Below are 16,671 nucleotides of genomic sequence, written 5' to 3' on the forward strand. Positions count from 1 at the left end.
AAGTGCCGGACGATCAGGGGGTGAGATCAATTCGAGCGCCAGATGCCCTGAACCGCCCTGTTTTGAGGGGAAACAACAACCATAAATGAGACCACGGCATACCTATATGCCGTGAAAACGGCGATACTGGGCGGCGGGCTGACCGGAGTGACCCTTGCACGCCTGCTCTCTGAACGGGGCGAGGAAGTGGTGGTCCTCGAGGCCGGCACAGAATACGGCGGTCTCTGCCGGTCCCGGATCGCCGGCGGCTTCACCTTCGACACCGGCGGATCGCATATCATCTTCTCCAGGGACGAGGAGGTGCTCTCCTTCATGAAGGGGGTGCTCGGGCAGAACCGGACCGAACGCCACCGTACGACGAAGATCTTCTATAAGGGGAGGTATGTGAAGTACCCGTTTGAAAACGGCCTCTCCGATCTGCCCGACGAGGACCGCTTCTTCTGCATCAACGAGTTCATTCACAACCTCATCGCCGTCGAGAAGGGCGAGGTCGACGCACCCGGCAACTTCAGAGACTGGATCTATGCCACCTTTGGCCGCGGCATTGCCGAGTGCTATATGGTGCCCTACAACCGGAAGATCTGGAACTGCCCCCCCGAGGAGATGTCGGCGCACTGGATGGAGGGACGGGTGCCGCGTCCGCCGGTGGAGGACGTGATCCGCTCTGCCATCGGGATCGAGACCGAGGGCTACACCCATCAATCGGTCTTTTCCTATCCGCAGGAGGGGGGTATCGAGGCGCTTGTCCAGGCGATCGCCGCACCCATCGAGGACTCTATCCGGACCGGCTTCACGGTCCGCTCGGTCAGGAGAATGGACGGGGGATGGGTCATCGGGAACGGTGAGGAGGAGGTCAGGGCCGACCGGTGCATCAGCACCATCCCCCTGCAGTCGCTCCTCCCCTGCCTTGCCGGTGTACCGGATGAGGTTTCCCGCGCCTGCTCTGCGCTCCGCTACAACTCGGTCGCCTGTGTCTGCATCGGCATCAGGGGAGAGGTGCCGCCGTATTCGTGGGTCTATGTCCCCTCAGAGGAGATCGGGGAGTTCAACCGCATCTCGTTCCCATCTGGATACAGCGACACAAACGCCCCTGCGGGATGCACATCGGTGCTTGCCGAGATCACCTACCGGGAGGGCGATCCCGCCGAGACCATGAGCGATCAGGCCCTCATCGACCACACCATCCAGGGGCTGATCCGGATGGGGGTGCTCGGGGATCAGGAAGAGGTCGTGCACACCGCCGTCGAGAGGCAGCAGTATGCCTATGTCATCTATGACACCGCCTACCTGGAGAACATCCGGGTCGTCAGGGAATGGTGTCGGGATGAGGGGATCGACCTTGTCGGCCGGTTTTCGGAATTTGAGTACCTGAACATGGACGGATGTATCCGCCATGCCCTTGATTACGTCGGTGCGTCGAGATGAAGGTGAACTTTTTTGTCGAGGATATGCTTTTTTTCAAGTATATCGGCTGTTCCACCCTCGCCCGAATGCTCTGCCGGAAACTGAGGGAGAACGGGTATCTGGACCTCTCCTGGAACTCGCTCTCCCATGACCATGATCTCGTCCACTACCATACCTTCGGCCCCCTGGCCCTGATGAACAAGAGGTACAGCCGCGGGGTCAAGATCCTCACCGCCCATTCCACTCCTCGCCTCAATGAAGGCAACCTGGCCTTTTCCGAGACGGTCAATCACTTTTATCCGGGTATCTATCAGGGATTCGACCACATCATCACCATATCCGGGCCCAATGAGCGGGAAGTGCGCGAGATGGCCCCTGAGGTGCCGACGACCCTCATCCCGAACGGCGTGGACCGCAACCGTTTCAGGCCGGACGCCGAAAAGCGGGCGTCGTTTCGCAGACACTACGGCATCGGCGAGGAGGAGCGGGTGGTGCTTACCGTCGCCCAGCAGACCCCCAGGAAGGGTATCTACGATTTCATCGAGCTCTCAAAGGAGCATCCCGATATCAGGTTTGTCTGGGTTGGTGGGTTCCCGTACGGCTCCTTCTCCAAGGACTACAGGAGGATCGAGGAGGAGAAGAGCGGATGCGGCACAAACGTCGTTTTCACCGGTTTTGTCGAGGACATCACGGCCGCTTACTGCAGCGCCGACCTCTTCTTCATGCCCTCCTTTGCCGAGGGGCTGCCCATGGTCATCCTGGAATCGATGGCGAGCGGCATCCCGGTGCTCGCCCGCACCATCCCTGAATTTATCGAGAACTTCGACGGTGCCGCACTCTTCTTTGAAAATCTCGATCAGGCCGGTGCGATCGTGGAGGATGAACCCCTCATCAGGCAGCATGCCGCCCTCTCCCGCCCCTTCACCGAGCGCTTCGATATCGGGAGAGTGGCCGACCTGCATGTGCATCTCTATCAGGAGCTGATCCCGTGATATCGGTCATTGTCCCGACCTACAACGAGGAGGAGAACATCGCCTCCTGCCTGGAGTCGCTCTGCAACCAGACCCTCCCCCGTACTGCCTACGAGATCATCGTCGTGGACGGCAACTCAAAGGATGGGTCGCGTGAGATTGCGGCGAAATATGCCGATCAGGTCTTTGTCCAGACGAGCAAAAAGGTCGGGGGAGCGAGAAACGACGGTGCCATGGCGGCGAAGGGCGAGATCATCGCCACCACCGATGCCGACTGTTACCTCCCCCCCGATTGGCTGGAGCGGATCGAGCGGGACTTTGCCGATCACCCCGATGCCGTCCAGATCTATGGCCTGGTCTTCCCGAAGGAGAAGGGGATCAAGAACATGCTCTCACTCTGGGCGGCAAATCTCTTCTCCCGCCTGGGCTACTGGACGCACTCGGTCTATTACACCCTGGGCTGCAACACCGCCTTCAGGCGTGAGGCCTTCATGGAGATCGGGATGTACCATACCATCGATGCCGGTGACGACCTGGAGATCGCCCGGCGGGCCCGTCGTGTCGGGAGGGTGGTGCTCGACACCCGGCTGAAAGTCGGTTTTTCCATGCGCCGTTATGAACAGTTCGGCACCCTGAAATCGCTCTGGGAATGGATCTATATCGTGGTGAAGGGCGGCGAATCAGACAAATACTCGTACTCGAAGCGTGAATATAAGTAAATCCTGCTCCTGATGGTGGAACAGAATTGTTCCCTCCATCACGTTTTTAATTTACAGGAAGGCTGAAAGGGATGTCTGCATTTCTCTGTCTCCCAATATCAGGTGATGTAATGCCTCCTTTCTCACCACGCCGCACTGCCGCAGGTCGTTCTCCGTCAGTATCGGTCTCATCTTCCGGGCGATGAGAATCCGGCGGGCCCCCCGGGGTCCGATGCCCGGCACCCGCAGGAGATCGCCATAGGAGGCGGTATTGACATCGAGGGGCGGCATTCCCCGTGCAAGAAGGGCCTTGGGGTCGGCGTCCGGGAGGTTGCCCTCCTCGTCCAGCACATCTGCAATGGCGTCTGCCCGCCAGCCATATGCCCTCACCAGGGCATCGGCCTGGTAGAGGCGGTTCTGGCGCCAGGAGGGAGTGGGATCATGCTCCTGGAGGGGTGTTCCCGCCAGCGGGGTGAACGCTGAATAATAGACCCTTGATGTTCGCAGGTGCCTGTACTGCCGGTCCATACATCGCAGGATCTCTGCATCGCTCTCGCCTGCCGCCCCAACGACGATCTGGGTGGTGTGCCTTCCGGGCATGGCATCGGCCACCCATGCCTGCCTCTTCTCGATGTCCTGCCTGAAATCTTTCACCCCGGCGATCTCGGAGAGGCGTGAGGCCGAGGGCGCCTCAAGGTTGATCGAGATCCGGTCGGCCAGCCGCGCCGCATCGGTGATGTCGGTCCGTGCGGCGCCAGGGAGCACCTTCAGGTGGAGGTAGCCCTCAAATCCCCTCGCCCTCAGGATCTCTCCCGTCCTGATGATCCCCTCCATCACCTGGTCCACATCTCCCGGTATCCCGGACGAGAGAAAGAGTCCGTCCGCCTTTCCCTGGCGGTGCATCGAGAGGAAAGATTCGGCCAGTCGTTTGGGTTCAAGGCTGCACCGTCGCTTTGTCCTGATGCCGCAGTAGCCGCAGTCATAAGCGCATCCGCCGTGGAGAAGCACCTTGAGGAGTCGGTTGCATTTCCCTCCCCTCCTGCTGTATGAAACACCGGACGGGCCCTGGAGCACGTTTTCGCCGGGTGTGGCGATATCGAATGCCGCTGCCTCCATCAGGGTGGTCAGGGTTCGGGCAGTGGACATGATTTTCGCGGTTGGTCTGCCTGACAGATAATCCTTCGATCCGCACCGCGAAAGTGAGAGAATATATCTTTGGGCCGGCAGAACACTCATCCATGACACCTGAATATGAGGCGGTGCAGACCGTCGCCTCTCTGATGGCGCTCTCCGCCCGGACGGCGCCGAAGGGAAAAGGGGTGGACACCATCCATATCGAGATCCTCATCGCCACGGATCTCTCCCGACTTGCAGCTGCGATGCGCGAATACGGTGAGTGCAACAACCTTGGTTTTTTCATCAGGGATGCAAAATGTGTCGAACAATCAGATGCCTGTGTGCTGATCGGGTGCCGCGGGCAGGTAACCGCCGGGATCAACTGTGGGGGTTGTGGGTATCCGACGTGTGCAGAGATGGCGTCAGCGGTATCGTGCGCTGTGGAGGGGACCGCTCCCTTCTCAGGTCCGAACTGCGTGATCAGGATGACCGATCTCGGGATTGCGGTGGGTTCGGCGGCAAAAACAGCCTCCATCCACAATGTGGACAACCGGATCCTCTACTCCGGGGGTGTCGGCGCCCTCTGCCTTGGCATGATGGAGGGGTGCAGCGTCGTCTATGCCATCCCGCTCAAGGCATCAGGGAAGAATATCTTCTTTGACCGCACATAGGAACAGACCATGCCAATGATGAAGATCCGGGGCGGCGATCTTGACCTTGTCGAGTACGAATTCGAATCATTCAGTGCCGGCGAGAACGTCCGCCCTCTCACCATTGAACGGGAACTGAGACCACTCCCGCAGCACGGAACCTTCATTGCACGGGCGCCTGCCCGTATCCATGCCACCGTTCTTGACATGAACCGGTTTGCACCCGGGCAACCGGGCGGGGGCGGTTTCGGGTATGCGGTCGGGGTCTACTGCACCGCCACGGCGGCGTGTACTGGCGATAAGATCACCATCGAATATGGTCGGGTTTCCATTATCCGGCATATCGTCGAGGCGTTCCGCTGTACGGTCGGATATAATGGCGGATTTCATATAACTGCGCAGGACCACCACTACAGGCATGTCGGACTCGGTTCGACCGGCACGATTCTTGTTGCCGTCTGCCATGCGATGAATGCTGCCGTGGGTTCGCCGCTCACACCCGAGGAGATCCGTATCCTTGTCGGGAGGAATTTTATTGAGGAGACGGCGGATGATCGGGTCGCGTTCGGATTTGAGACCGGTGTCGGGCCCTCAGTGAGCACCTATGGCGGTTTTGTGCTCATGGGTGACGACCTCACGCTGGTCTATAAAAGGGCGTTTGCCGTGGGAAAGAATGTGTTCATCATCATCCCGTCCAGCGGGATCTCCTCTGCCGGAACATCGGAGTTCAACGTGCTGATGAACCGTGCCCGTGACCTCGATTATCGGGACCGTTCCCTGAAGACCTATATGGCAGTGATGGACCTGATCCCGGCCCTCGAACGGGGAGACCTCCGGCGTGCCGGCGATGTGATGTGGGAGTTTGAGTTCCGGGGTTCCAAGCGTGCCGAGATCGAACATCATTCCTTCACTATCTATGCGATGATGAGCGGTCTGCGGAATGCCGGACTGGAATTTGTCGGCATGAGTTCGGTCGGACCGTCGATTGCTGTTATTACAGAAAAATCCGAGGACGAGGTCCGGACGATCGCCGAAGGTCTCGGTCTCTCGATTGCCCTTTCGACCGCGGTCGACAATGATGGGATCAGGGTGGGGCTTCAGGGGGAATGATTCCTCTGACCGTCCCTCTAAAACCTTCAGTTCCATGTCCCCATTGCCATGACGGTGTGTCTACCTGACGATCATGACCGGGCACTCCGCACTCTGCGCAACCTTCTGACTGACGCTGCCGATGAGTGCGCCTTTCAGTGCGGTCAGTCCCCTGCTGCCGATCACGATCAGGCCTGCGCCCTCTTTTTCGGCGTATCTGATGATTTCTGATGCCGGGTCTCCAAGGGCAACGACAAGACTGTAGGGTATCCCTTCCTCTTCAAACCGTTGAATCGTTGTCTGGATCGTCCGTCGCGCCTCTTCTTCGAGAAGATGGTGAAGATCAAATTTTGCCCTGACAATCTCCGACTCGGAGGGGGCGGAGAGCAGAATGTGGACGATGGTGACCGATGCACTTTTCAGTTCTTTAACAAGTCCAATGGTTGATTCTGTTGCCCTTTGTGCATTTTCTGAACCGTCTGTTGCAAGAATAATTCTCTCGTACATCATCATCACCGCTGGTGTGGCATCTGGCCTGTCCGGACCAGGAGATCCTGCAATGCCGATGGATACGGGTGTCCGCCGGACTCTCCTCGAGGATCTGTCAGGTCTGTTATCCCCGCAGTTTTCACTCCTGAGTTTGTATGTGTTGTGGATTGGTATTCTCCCAAGCATTATATGCTCCTGATTACAACGCTGCCAGACCATGCAAAACGGTGCATTCGGACAGTCCGGAGTGGCACCCGGAGGAACGTGATTGAATATTCAAAGCATCGGGGAAGAGTGGTTCTCAAATTTGCGGGGTGATCTTCTTGCCGGACTGACTGTTTCGCTCGCCCTGATTCCTGAAGCGATTGCATTTTCCATCATCGCCGGCGTCGATCCGATGGTCGGGCTCTATGCATCTTTTTGTATTGCCGTTGTGATCGCCGTTACCGGCGGCAGACCCGGGATGATCTCTGCTGCCACCGGGTCGATGGCGCTGATCATGATCGTGCTCGTGAGGGATTTCGGCCTCGAATATCTGCTCGCGGCAACGCTGCTGACAGGCGTTCTTCAGTTTGTTCTGGGCTATATGAATGTCGGTCGGTTTATCACCTTCATACCCTATTCCGTGGTTATCGGTTTTGTCAATTCGCTGGCCATCCTGATCTTTCTTGCACAGGTGCCCTTTGTCATCGGACAGTCGGGACTGACCTATATGATGGTCGCAGCAACCCTTGCCATCATCTATCTCCTTCCAAGGTTCACGCGGGTGGTACCTGCTCCCCTTGTGGCAATCGTACTGATGACCGGGATTGTTCTGTTGACCACTCCTGACCTGCTGACCGTCGGGGATATCGGGGAGATCAGTCGTCAACTCCCTGTATTCCATATCCCCACTGTTCCCCTCAGTCTGGAAACCCTGCTGATCATCCTGCCCTATTCGGTCACACTTGTCATTGTGGGGCTGCTTGAGTCCCTGCTCACCGCCACCATTGTTGACGAGATGACCGATACCCGGAGTGATAAGAACCGGGAGGTCCGCGGTCAGGGGTGTGCGAATATTGCGGCCGGGTTCTTCGGGGGTATGGCCGGGTGCGCCATGATCGGTCAGTCGGTGATCAATATCAAATCGGGCGGAAGGGGTCGATTGTCATCCGGTGCGGCCGGAGTTTTCTTGATGGCGCTGATCATCGTCCTTGGCGAATATGTGAGCAGGATACCGATGGCCGTACTGGTGGGAGTCATGATCACGGTCGCCATCGGGACCTTTGACTGGCAGTCGGTCAGGGACCTGAGGAAGATGCCCGGGAGCGATGCGGCGGTGATGCTGATCACGGTTGCCATCGTTGTTGCGACTCATGACCTGGCTAAGGGTGTGATTACGGGGGTCGTCCTGAGTGCACTGATCTTTGGCTGGAAGATATCGACCCTCCGGAGCACGAGCCTCATCAGGGAGGACGGGGTGAAGGTCTATACGATATCCGGACAGCTCTTCTTCGGGACGATGCAGAGTTTCATCGACCTCTTCGATTATGCTGGAGACCCCGGGAGAATAGAGATCGATCTCCGCAATTCGCATGTCTGGGACCATTCTGCAGTCACCGGCATCGTGAAGGCGATCACCAGATACCGGCAGAATGGGAAGAGGGTGTATATCACCGGCCTCGACGAGGATAGCCAGCGTCTGGTGGATCAGGCCTATTCTTGAGTTTATTCTGGCTTTTTCACCAGATCGAACACCCATCTGCTCACACCCGGCGCCACATTCCCGCACCGCCTCGTCGAACGCACATCATACCCCTCCGACCTGAAATGTGCTGTCAGTCCCTCGATCTCCTCCGGCGTCCTGAAGGTATAGAAGTGGACCGTCCCTCCGTTGCGGACCATCCGGGCACAATAGGGAAAGCATGTGTCCAGTCCGTAAGGGGTGGGGACGATCGCACGGTCGAATCCCCCCTCCGAACACAGCGGAAGGCGGCGGACATCCCCCCTGATGATCTGGACGCGATCGGCGACACGGTTCAGGCGGATATTCTCAATAAACCATCGGCATGCATCTGGATTCAACTCTATACCGACAACATCCGCCCCTTTTGCCGCTGCAGGCACGGCAAAGGGACCGACCCCGCAGAACGGGATGAACACCCGTTCGCCGCTCCGCACCTCTGCCGCCACCCGCATCCGTTCGCTTGCCAGGCGGGGGTTGAAAAACACCTCCGCAAGGTCGAGGCGGTAGGTGAAACCGAACTCGTGGTGGAGGGTCAGACTCCCCTCTCCGACCAGGTGTTCGAGATGCGCCACCCTCCACTCGCCCTCCAGTTTCGACCTCTTCTGGATCACCCGCCGCACGGCATGGTTGGCGGAGCAGATTGCTTCGGCGATCTCGTGCCTGAAAGGCTGGAGCGGTTCTGAGATCTGGATAACCGCGATGTCGCCGATGACCGTATATCCGCTATTGAGCAGTTTGAGGTCATCTGCCGGGATGGTTTCCCTGAGCGCATCCTTCAGACGCATGCCGTATCTGTTGGCGGTCCGGGGTAAAATGGGCGCCGTTATGAGGGGGTGAAGATGCTCTCATCGATTGTCATTGAGTTGCTATTTGCACATTTTTGGTGAATTAATGCCATATATTTCTTTATTTTGTGTTTTTGTGCCGTATTGGCGCTCTGAAGTGTGCTGTCAGGCTGGTTCATTATAAACTCAATGCATAAATTATAGTTTGCGATGGTTCTTAATGTCATAAATGGATTTAAAATAAAATTTATGTTTAAAATCCCAATATGTGGGTTTTTGAGCCGATTTTACCAGCCTAATTCGTTACTTTTTAATACTGACATTCAGACCTTCAGGTGCCGATACATCTGCATGTGATCTGTTTTGATCCCCCCGCTGATGGATCGTGAGGCTTGAGGTTAATCGAACAACGGGAGGCAGTTCCATGACACTGAAGACGAACAGCAGACTATTACTCACATGTATATTCATCTGCATCTTCGGCATCTCTGCTGCGGGTGCACTGGCAGTCAATTATATCGGGATCGATAAGGTCGATCTCTCATGGTCTGAAGATACATCTGAAGATTTTGAGGAGTATCGGATCTATCGTGACGGCGCCTGTGTGAAGACCATCCCCTATGCAGCGGAAACCACCTATCGTGATGAAGGGGTCGATGAGGGCTACCATGATTACAAAATCACATACGTCTACACCGATGAAGCATACACGAGCCCGATCGCGTCCGTATACGTGGGTGAACCGAGGGGCCAGCTGAAATGCGGGGATGAAACATGGACAGATACAAGCGTCGATCTCGGAGGCGACGTCGACCTGGGCGGATATGAACTGATCATCACCGGATGTCAGGTCGCCGCCGGAAGCGATTATGAGATTGTCGGGAGTGGTAACCTTACCATCCGGAACTCAACGTTTTCCAGTGTCACCGTGGATGTGACCGCCCCGTATGCCTGCATCGAGAAGGTGAGTTCAGACCTTCCAATCAAGGTCCGCGGCGGTTATATCACTGCGAAAGAGGTTGAAATTCCCTGGGGCACCACCTGGGGACCGGGCGACCACGTCATCTATCTCTATGGTGACTACAACACCATCACGCAATGCAATGCAGAGGCTCATATTCAGGGTGATTACGGCGTTGTAGAGGGGTGTGAGGGCAACTATGTGAAGATCGCCGTGACCGGTGACAATGCCACGATTCAGAACAATATCCTCCATGATGTCCGCGGCCATGGCATCTACGCCTCAGGGAGCGATCTCAAGATCTATTCAAATGAGGTCACCAATGCCTCACGCTGGGATAAGAGTTATTATGTGACAGAAGACGGCGCCGGCATCTATCTCTGTGATTGTTGCAGGAACGTCGACATCTACGGAAATACCATCGTCGATGCCGAAACCTATGGCATCTATGCATGCATCGGCAGCGAAACCGGCCCGATGACGAACTATACGTTTTCGTTCAATACTATCCGTGACTCTGACTATATCGGAATGCGGGTCCAGGGTGAACTGAACGACTGTGTGATAGAGGACAACACCTTCGACACCAGTGACCAATGGATCGTCTATATTGACCAGGCGGACCATCTTCTCATACGCGAGAACACGTTTTCCAACCTCACCTCGGGCCTCCATGTCACTGCTGCGAACTCCACCATCACGCAGAACACCCTCACGGTCGAGGACAATACCGGTATGGTGATCGGGACCGGCAACGAGGGGAAAGGGAACGTTACCGTCTCGCATAACACGATCACCGGTGTCCCGGCAGACAACTGCTGCCCCGACGGCATCTCCTTCTCCGCACAGGACAGCGTGCTGGAAGGAAACACCATCACGAACTGCCGCAGGGGCATTGACGCAACGGACCATGAGAACATCACGGTCCGTGACAACCGGATCACCGACTGCTGGGGCGACTGGGGCCTCTACTGCTACGATATGGACCACGGTCTCGTCGAGAACAACACCCTCATCAATACATCTGCGGATGGCGGGAGCTATGACGGCGTCATCTTCGTCCACCACACCGGCAACACCACCGTGAAAAACAACCTGATCGACGGTGGAAAGAATGGCATCTATGTCGAAATTGCTGCCGATGGCATTGTCGTCGGACAAAACACCATCAAAAACGTCTCTTCATACGCCGTCAAGGTATATTCGGCAGAAGGCGGGGACGGCTACCATAACTACCGCGGCCCTGCAAACGTCATGACGCGGGACAACACCATCGTCTCAGAGAATGGATATGCCGGTTATGGCTGCTATTATGTCTACGGTACATCGTTTGTGAACAATACGGTCACGGGCCTCTCACGGGGGGTGCAGCTCAGTGTCGCCAATAACAGCGTTGTCCGGGATAACCGGTTTGAAAATGTCGATCAGGGATTTACGCTCTTTTCTGCGCCAGATTCCGTTGTGGAAAAGAATGCCTTCAACGTCACCCAGACCGGCGGAATGATCGATACCGGCAGTGGTTCACAGAACTCCACCGTCGCCGACAACAGGATTGCCGGATATGAATATACCGGTGTTCAGGTGAACGAACCCGAGCGTACGACCCTTCGAAACAACACCTTCACCGGCCGGGGGTATGCCTGGGACATCTACCTGAACATCCCGGACGGCCTCCGTCAGGATACGCTCGTGCTGGAGGAGAATACCATCGGCACCGCACATCCGACGACCGTTTCCATCACCGCACCGGACAATCCGATGTTTATCCGTGGCGTCGAAAACCCGCCCGAACCGCCCTCGCCTCCCGACTATAACACCACAAGGAGCGCCGTCGGCAACTGGGTCGAGATAATGGGAGATGGCGGCCTGAAAGAGGCCCGGATGAACCTCACCTTCCATTACACGGAGGAGCAGATCACCGGCGTCGAGGAGAAAACCCTCTCTATCTGGAAGCACAATGGCACCGGATGGGACGCAGGAAACGAGCACTGGGATTCCTGGAACGGCACTCGCTGGCAAAATCTGGACGAGCATGAGATCGGTGTAGAAGTTCGGGAACTCTGTATCTTCGCCCCGCTCGGTGGGTATCCGGTCCACAATACCCGGATACCGGACGACTACTCCACCATCACCGAAGCCCTGAATGATCTCTACTTCCAGGCGGGTGACACCATCACCGTCGATGAGGGATACAGCGGCACCAAGGAGAATATCGTCATCGCCAATTCCGTGATCCTGAAGTCGTCGTCCGGAACCCCTGCATCGGTCACCCTCACCGCATCAGACTCCTATGAACCGACGGTAAAGGTCTACGCCGACGATGTGGAGATCGACGGCTTTGTAATCACCGGGGCCACCGGCACACAGGGTGTCCGTTTCGCAGGCTCTGACAATGCAAAGGTCACGAACTGCCGGATCGAGGGGAACTACTTCGGGGTCACCATCTGTGCCGACTCGTGGGGGGAGATGTCCTCCTGCGGAAAGGTGATCGACTGCACCGTCACCGGCAATGAGCATGGTGCGGTGCTGATCAACCAGTCGAAGGAATGCAATGTCTTCGACTGCACCCTCTCGGGCGACGTCGGTATCGGCATCATCGATGCGGAGAGCGCCTATGTCTCCGGAAACACCATCACGAACTGCGACGATTACGGCATCGCCGTTGACGGTGGACGGAGCAATGAGGTCACCGACTGCACGGTGACCGGCGGCGGTCTCGGCATCTATCTCTACGGCGGAGAGGCGCAGACGGTGACTGACTGTATCATCACCGACACCAATGCGCCGGGCATCGTGCTCGAGGAGACCGAAGGAAACACCATCAGCGGAATCACCGTCACTGGTGCGCCCCTGGGAATCGGATGTGAAGGGGCGGACGACAACACCTTCACAAACATCCATATCTCTGGCGCCGATGCGGGTGGCTCCCGCCTTGTGGGCATCGCCGTTGAGAGTTCGGACAGGAACACCCTCACTGGATGTACGGTTTCAGACCTCCGGGTCGTCGGGTATTCTGCGACCGGCATCGAGTTGACCGGGTCCGCACACACGAACACAATCGAGTCGTGCCAGTTCAGCGGGTTCGAGTCTTCCCGTGCAGACGGCGCCGTCCTCGCATCCTCTGAAAACCTGATCCGCAACTGCACCTTCACCGACCTGCGGGGTGCGACCGCGGGCGCCGCGGGTATCAGCATCACGCAGAACACCACCGGCAATACGGTCCGGCACTGCACCTTCAATGACATCTCCGCCCCGGAAAACGCCACCGCCTTTGCCGTCCTCGGCACCACGGACCTCCTGATCACCGACTGTACGGTAGGGACGGTCACCCTAGCAAACACCTCGGCATTTGCCGTCTTCGAGAACTCCGACTACTCCAACGTGATCGAGGAGACCGCGCTCGGTAGCCTGGCCGTGGTGCACGAACTCCACGCGGACGGGAACCTTACGCTCTCGAATACCAATGTCATCCCGGCGGATGATGAGGACGTTGCAAACATCGGTCACTACCTGAACCTCTCCTCTGACGGCAGCGGCGAGGCCTGGATCGCCTTTGCATACACAGACGACGACCTCGGCGGGAAGAACCCCGCACTCCTCTCGGTCTGGCGCCATGACGGTACGACCTGGCAGAAGGTGCCGGCCCCGAACGGCGTGAACACCGCTGAACGGTATGTGTATGCCGACAACATCACCGAATTTTCGGTGTTTGCCCCGATGTGGTCGGGCAGCGGTCTCCCGAAGGCAAACTTCACTGCCGCCCCGACGGAGGGCATCGCGCCGCTGGAGGTCACCTTCACGGACACTTCCCGCAATGCGGAAACCTGGTCCTGGACCTTTGGCGATGGTGCAACGGCGACCGAACAGAACCCGGTGCACACCTACACCACCATCGGTTCCTTCAACGTCACCCTCAGGGTGACAAATGCGATCGGCACCGATGCGATCACAAAGACCTCCTGCATCACGGTCCGCGACGCCCCGCCAGGACCGTCGGAAGGGGAAGAGGACTATGCAACGAACAACACCGGCACGACGGTCAGCACAATCGGTGACCGCCAGCAGGTTTCGTTCAACAGCACCCTGGGCAACGGCACGGTCAGCGGCGACGACATCATACTTGAAAACAACCACCTGAACGTGACCATCCGGACCGACGGCATCACCTCGGTCGGGAACGTCTCCACCGGCAATGTGACCGGCGTCCTGCTGGAGAGCGCCCCCCTGAACGCCTCCATCGGGGGCGGTGTCGGAAATGTCTCGGTGAACTTCAATGCCTCGATGAACGCCTACAACCCGGACCTCGGGATCACTACCGGCATCTACGACCGCCCGAGCGATGAGGCGGCAACGGCGTTCACGCTTGCCGCGGCGGACGAGGGTCTCTCGATCACCTCGACGGCATATGCGGTCTATTTCACCAAGACCAACCTGACCGACGACAACGGCATCCATGACGCCTACCTGCAGATGAGTGTCTCCCCGGAGTGGGTGGAGGCGAACGGCGGGACAGGTGCCATCCGGATCTTCCGGCAGGGCGACAACGGAGATACGGAGGTCCTCGACACGACCTATCTCGGTCTCGACAGCGAAGGCATGATGGTCTTCAAGGCGTATTCGCCAGATGGGTTCTCCTCGTTTGCAGTTGCGGCGACTGCCGTGTCGCCCACACCTACGCCTACCCCCACACCCACGCCCACACCCGCACCAACACCCGCACCCTCATCAGGCGGCGGGGGGAGTTCGGCTGTTTCGGTCACCACCACAGGCAGCCTGACGGCCGGAGAGACGGCGACCCTCTCAGTCCACGATTCGGCGGTCACCCGGATCGTCGTGGAGGCGAAGGAAGACCTGAATGACCTGCTCCTGACGGTGGATGAACAGGGTGCCCGACCGTCGGGCCTGCCCGCTCCTGAGACGGATGTCTGGCGCTACCTCTCGATCACGCTCTATCACGCCGACCCGTCGGCCATCGGCGGTGCGGTGATCACCTTTGGCGTGCCCGCAGACCTCCTGGGCGACGGAACGGCGGTGCTGATGCGGCTGAACGGATCGGTCTGGGAGACGCTCCCCACCGAACCGGCCGGAACCGCCGGTCAGGACCGCCTCTTCACCGCCGTAACACCGGGCTTCTCCTGGTTTGCGATCGGCATCCCGGCAGGGGTGGCGCCAGCAGCGGCGGCGCCTGCAGAGGTCACCACGACTGCACCACCGGTGCCGGCAACAACGGAGGAGAGCGGCACTCCTGCCACCACTCCGCCGACACAGACACCGCTCTCCCTGGTCGGGGCGCTTCTGGCCGTTGCCGGGGCGTGTCTGTTCTTCGGGCAGAAACGCTGATTGTCTGATCTGTGGGGTATCCTCCACTCCTTTTTTCTGATGCGACCTATTCCTCCCTGAGGGCGTTCATGATCCCGTCCCGTCTTTCCTGCAGGGCCATAGCCAGAAGGGCGACATATTTCCCCTGATACCGGGCCCCGGCGAGTTCGTTCGCCGAGGGCATCCGGGAACCGTCGGCGGCGGCGATGGTGGACGCCCCGTAGGGCGAACATCCGGTGATCTCGTCGCTGCGGCACTGCTGTCCGAAGGTATAGGGCAGACCGGCGCAGATCATGCCGTGGTGGAGGAGGGTGACCATCGTCGTGATGATCGTCGTTTCCTGCCCGCCGTGCTGGCAGTTTGAACCGGTAAACACGCTCCCTATCTTCCCGACGAGCGCCCCTGCCGCCCAGAGATTTCCGGTCGAATCCAGGAACTGGCGCATCTGTCCGCACATATTCCCAAAACGCGTGGGTGTACCGAATATCACCGCATCGGCATCGCCGAGACGGTGGCGGTCGATCACCGGCACCGCCCCAAATTCCGATTGGAATTCGGGCGTGGACATCTTCCCGATTACATCGGGCGGCAGCGTCTCGGGCACGCGGTAGAGTTCGGCCTCAGCGCCGGCGTCCCGCACTCCCTCTGCGATCGCCCCTGCAAGACGGTGGATATGGCCGTTGAGCGAGTAATACACAATATAGACCTTCAAACCTGATCCCCCCCCTGCTGAAAGGAGGGTATGAAAATAAAGGTGTCGACAATGGGTGGATGGCGAGGGAGGGGCCAATTATCTCGAAAAAAGGGATCTGGGTTAGTGCCTGCCCAGGAAATACACCCCGATGCAGATGATGCCGATTGAAGCGGCCATTGCAAGCATATCCATCGAGGTGGTAAACTCCATGGAGAGAATCCTCTGGAAGAAACTGACAATCAGCACCATGATGATCACCTTGATGATCTTGTTCTTCAGGTCGTCAAGGCTGGATACCTCGAGAATACTCCCGAAATCACCTTTTTTGCGGGCAACGTCCAGTTCAGATATGAAAAGTTCGTAGATGCCGAAACTGAAGATCAGGAGCACAAGACCGATAAGATAGAAGTCGATCGCCCCGATGACATCGATCAGGATCTCCTCATGGGAGAGATGGTTTTCCGAAAGACGCAAAAATTCGGTGAGGACCGTAACGATCTCTGATGAACCGGCAATAAACAGTACGATCGCGCTCAATGCCCCGAACACAACGCCGAGAAGCACAAAATAGCGCGAATTCCAGAGGATCCCCTCGAAAATTCTCTCGATCAGATGCTGGTCGTGATCCTCTCCAGGGGGATTCCGTGTATGTGGGGTGTGCGGTCTGTCCATGGTCTGCCCTTGTATTCAGATATGGATCGCCATCAGGTGAAGAACCTGTGCCTGTAGGGGGGGTGCGTTCATGCCGGGGGAAGAGGGGGGGATGATC

General features: G+C 57.9%; 12 protein-coding genes. 7 read left to right on the plus strand and 5 right to left on the minus strand.

Annotated elements, in window-relative coordinates; genetic code table 11:
* The first annotated feature begins 111 nt into the window (after positions 1 to 111).
* Genes CUJ86_RS05415 through CUJ86_RS05425 form a run of 3 tightly spaced genes read left to right on the plus strand, consistent with a single transcriptional unit; the run spans position 112 to position 3,094 of the window.
* A complete protein-coding gene (locus CUJ86_RS05415) occupies positions 112 to 1,425 on the plus strand; it encodes a protoporphyrinogen/coproporphyrinogen oxidase (protein WP_130646541.1) in 1,314 nt (437 codons plus the stop codon).
* Positions 1,422 to 2,396 (plus strand): glycosyltransferase family 4 protein, encoded by a 975-nt coding sequence (locus CUJ86_RS05420; RefSeq protein ID WP_130646542.1) that lies wholly within the window; start codon positions 1,422 to 1,424, stop codon positions 2,394 to 2,396. The genes CUJ86_RS05415 and CUJ86_RS05420 overlap by 4 nt, the downstream gene beginning before the upstream one ends.
* The gene (locus tag CUJ86_RS05425; RefSeq protein ID WP_130646543.1) at positions 2,393 to 3,094 is read left to right on the plus strand and encodes a glycosyltransferase; all 702 of its coding nucleotides are present in this window, start codon (positions 2,393 to 2,395) and stop codon (positions 3,092 to 3,094) included. Before CUJ86_RS05420 ends, CUJ86_RS05425 begins: the two co-directional genes overlap by 4 nt.
* A gap of 51 nt (positions 3,095 to 3,145) precedes the next feature.
* Here CUJ86_RS05425 and CUJ86_RS05430 read toward each other — a convergent pair whose 3' ends face one another.
* Entirely contained in the window at positions 3,146 to 4,219 is a 1,074-nt protein-coding gene (locus tag CUJ86_RS05430) for a radical SAM protein (RefSeq protein WP_130646544.1), read from the minus strand.
* Between the two features lie 92 nt (positions 4,220 to 4,311).
* On the opposite strand from CUJ86_RS05430, the gene CUJ86_RS05435 reads away from it, so the two are divergent.
* On the plus strand, positions 4,312 to 4,860 hold the full coding sequence (locus CUJ86_RS05435; RefSeq protein ID WP_130646545.1) for a ferredoxin domain-containing protein: 549 nt from the start codon (positions 4,312 to 4,314) through the stop codon (positions 4,858 to 4,860).
* A 9-nt stretch (positions 4,861 to 4,869) separates the two neighbouring features.
* Positions 4,870 to 5,949, plus strand: coding sequence for a GHMP family kinase ATP-binding protein (locus tag CUJ86_RS05440; protein ID WP_130646546.1), 1,080 nt, complete (start codon positions 4,870 to 4,872; stop codon positions 5,947 to 5,949).
* A 60-nt stretch (positions 5,950 to 6,009) separates the two neighbouring features.
* Here the strand turns inward: CUJ86_RS05440 and CUJ86_RS05445 are convergent, their stop codons facing one another.
* The gene (locus tag CUJ86_RS05445; RefSeq protein WP_130646547.1) at positions 6,010 to 6,435 is read right to left on the minus strand and encodes a universal stress protein; all 426 of its coding nucleotides are present in this window, start codon (positions 6,433 to 6,435) and stop codon (positions 6,010 to 6,012) included.
* 250 nt (positions 6,436 to 6,685) lie between these two features.
* On the opposite strand from CUJ86_RS05445, the gene CUJ86_RS05450 reads away from it, so the two are divergent.
* Positions 6,686 to 8,122 (plus strand): SulP family inorganic anion transporter, encoded by a 1,437-nt coding sequence (locus tag CUJ86_RS05450; protein WP_130646548.1) that lies wholly within the window; start codon positions 6,686 to 6,688, stop codon positions 8,120 to 8,122.
* 2 nt (positions 8,123 to 8,124) lie between these two features.
* Here CUJ86_RS05450 and CUJ86_RS05455 read toward each other — a convergent pair whose 3' ends face one another.
* On the minus strand, positions 8,125 to 8,928 hold the full coding sequence (locus CUJ86_RS05455; protein WP_130646549.1) for a class I SAM-dependent methyltransferase: 804 nt from the start codon (positions 8,926 to 8,928) through the stop codon (positions 8,125 to 8,127).
* 424 nt (positions 8,929 to 9,352) lie between these two features.
* On the opposite strand from CUJ86_RS05455, the gene CUJ86_RS05460 reads away from it, so the two are divergent.
* Positions 9,353 to 15,229, plus strand: coding sequence for a right-handed parallel beta-helix repeat-containing protein (locus CUJ86_RS05460; protein ID WP_130646550.1), 5,877 nt, complete (start codon positions 9,353 to 9,355; stop codon positions 15,227 to 15,229).
* A gap of 46 nt (positions 15,230 to 15,275) precedes the next feature.
* On the opposite strand, the gene wrbA is transcribed toward CUJ86_RS05460, so the two are convergent.
* Positions 15,276 to 15,920 carry an NAD(P)H:quinone oxidoreductase gene (gene wrbA, locus CUJ86_RS05465; RefSeq protein ID WP_130646551.1) on the minus strand — a complete coding sequence of 215 codons (645 nt, stop codon included), beginning with the start codon at positions 15,918 to 15,920 and terminating at the stop codon, positions 15,276 to 15,278.
* Positions 15,921 to 16,022: 102 nt separating this feature from the next.
* Positions 16,023 to 16,574, minus strand: coding sequence for a YqhA family protein (locus CUJ86_RS05470; RefSeq protein ID WP_130646552.1), 552 nt, complete (start codon positions 16,572 to 16,574; stop codon positions 16,023 to 16,025).
* Positions 16,575 to 16,671 lie beyond the last annotated feature (97 nt).

The organism is Methanofollis fontis (genome assembly GCF_004297185.1).
In the GTDB taxonomy this organism is placed as follows: domain Archaea; phylum Halobacteriota; class Methanomicrobia; order Methanomicrobiales; family Methanofollaceae; genus Methanofollis; species Methanofollis fontis.

Excerpts from the sequence above, each read along its gene's own strand:
- CUJ86_RS05440 (WP_130646546.1), top strand. The coding sequence starts at position 4,870 with ATGCCAATGATGAAGATCCGGGGCGGCGATCTTGACCTTGTCGAGTAC.
- CUJ86_RS05430 (WP_130646544.1), bottom strand. The coding sequence starts at position 4,219 with ATGTCCACTGCCCGAACCCTGACCACCCTGATGGAGGCAGCGGCATTC.
- CUJ86_RS05445 (WP_130646547.1), bottom strand. The coding sequence starts at position 6,435 with ATGTACGAGAGAATTATTCTTGCAACAGACGGTTCAGAAAATGCACAA.
- CUJ86_RS05460 (WP_130646550.1), top strand. The coding sequence starts at position 9,353 with ATGACACTGAAGACGAACAGCAGACTATTACTCACATGTATATTCATC.
- CUJ86_RS05455 (WP_130646549.1), bottom strand. The coding sequence starts at position 8,928 with ATGCGTCTGAAGGATGCGCTCAGGGAAACCATCCCGGCAGATGACCTC.
- CUJ86_RS05420 (WP_130646542.1), top strand. The coding sequence starts at position 1,422 with ATGAAGGTGAACTTTTTTGTCGAGGATATGCTTTTTTTCAAGTATATC.
- CUJ86_RS05470 (WP_130646552.1), bottom strand. The coding sequence starts at position 16,574 with ATGGACAGACCGCACACCCCACATACACGGAATCCCCCTGGAGAGGAT.
- CUJ86_RS05435 (WP_130646545.1), top strand. The coding sequence starts at position 4,312 with ATGACACCTGAATATGAGGCGGTGCAGACCGTCGCCTCTCTGATGGCG.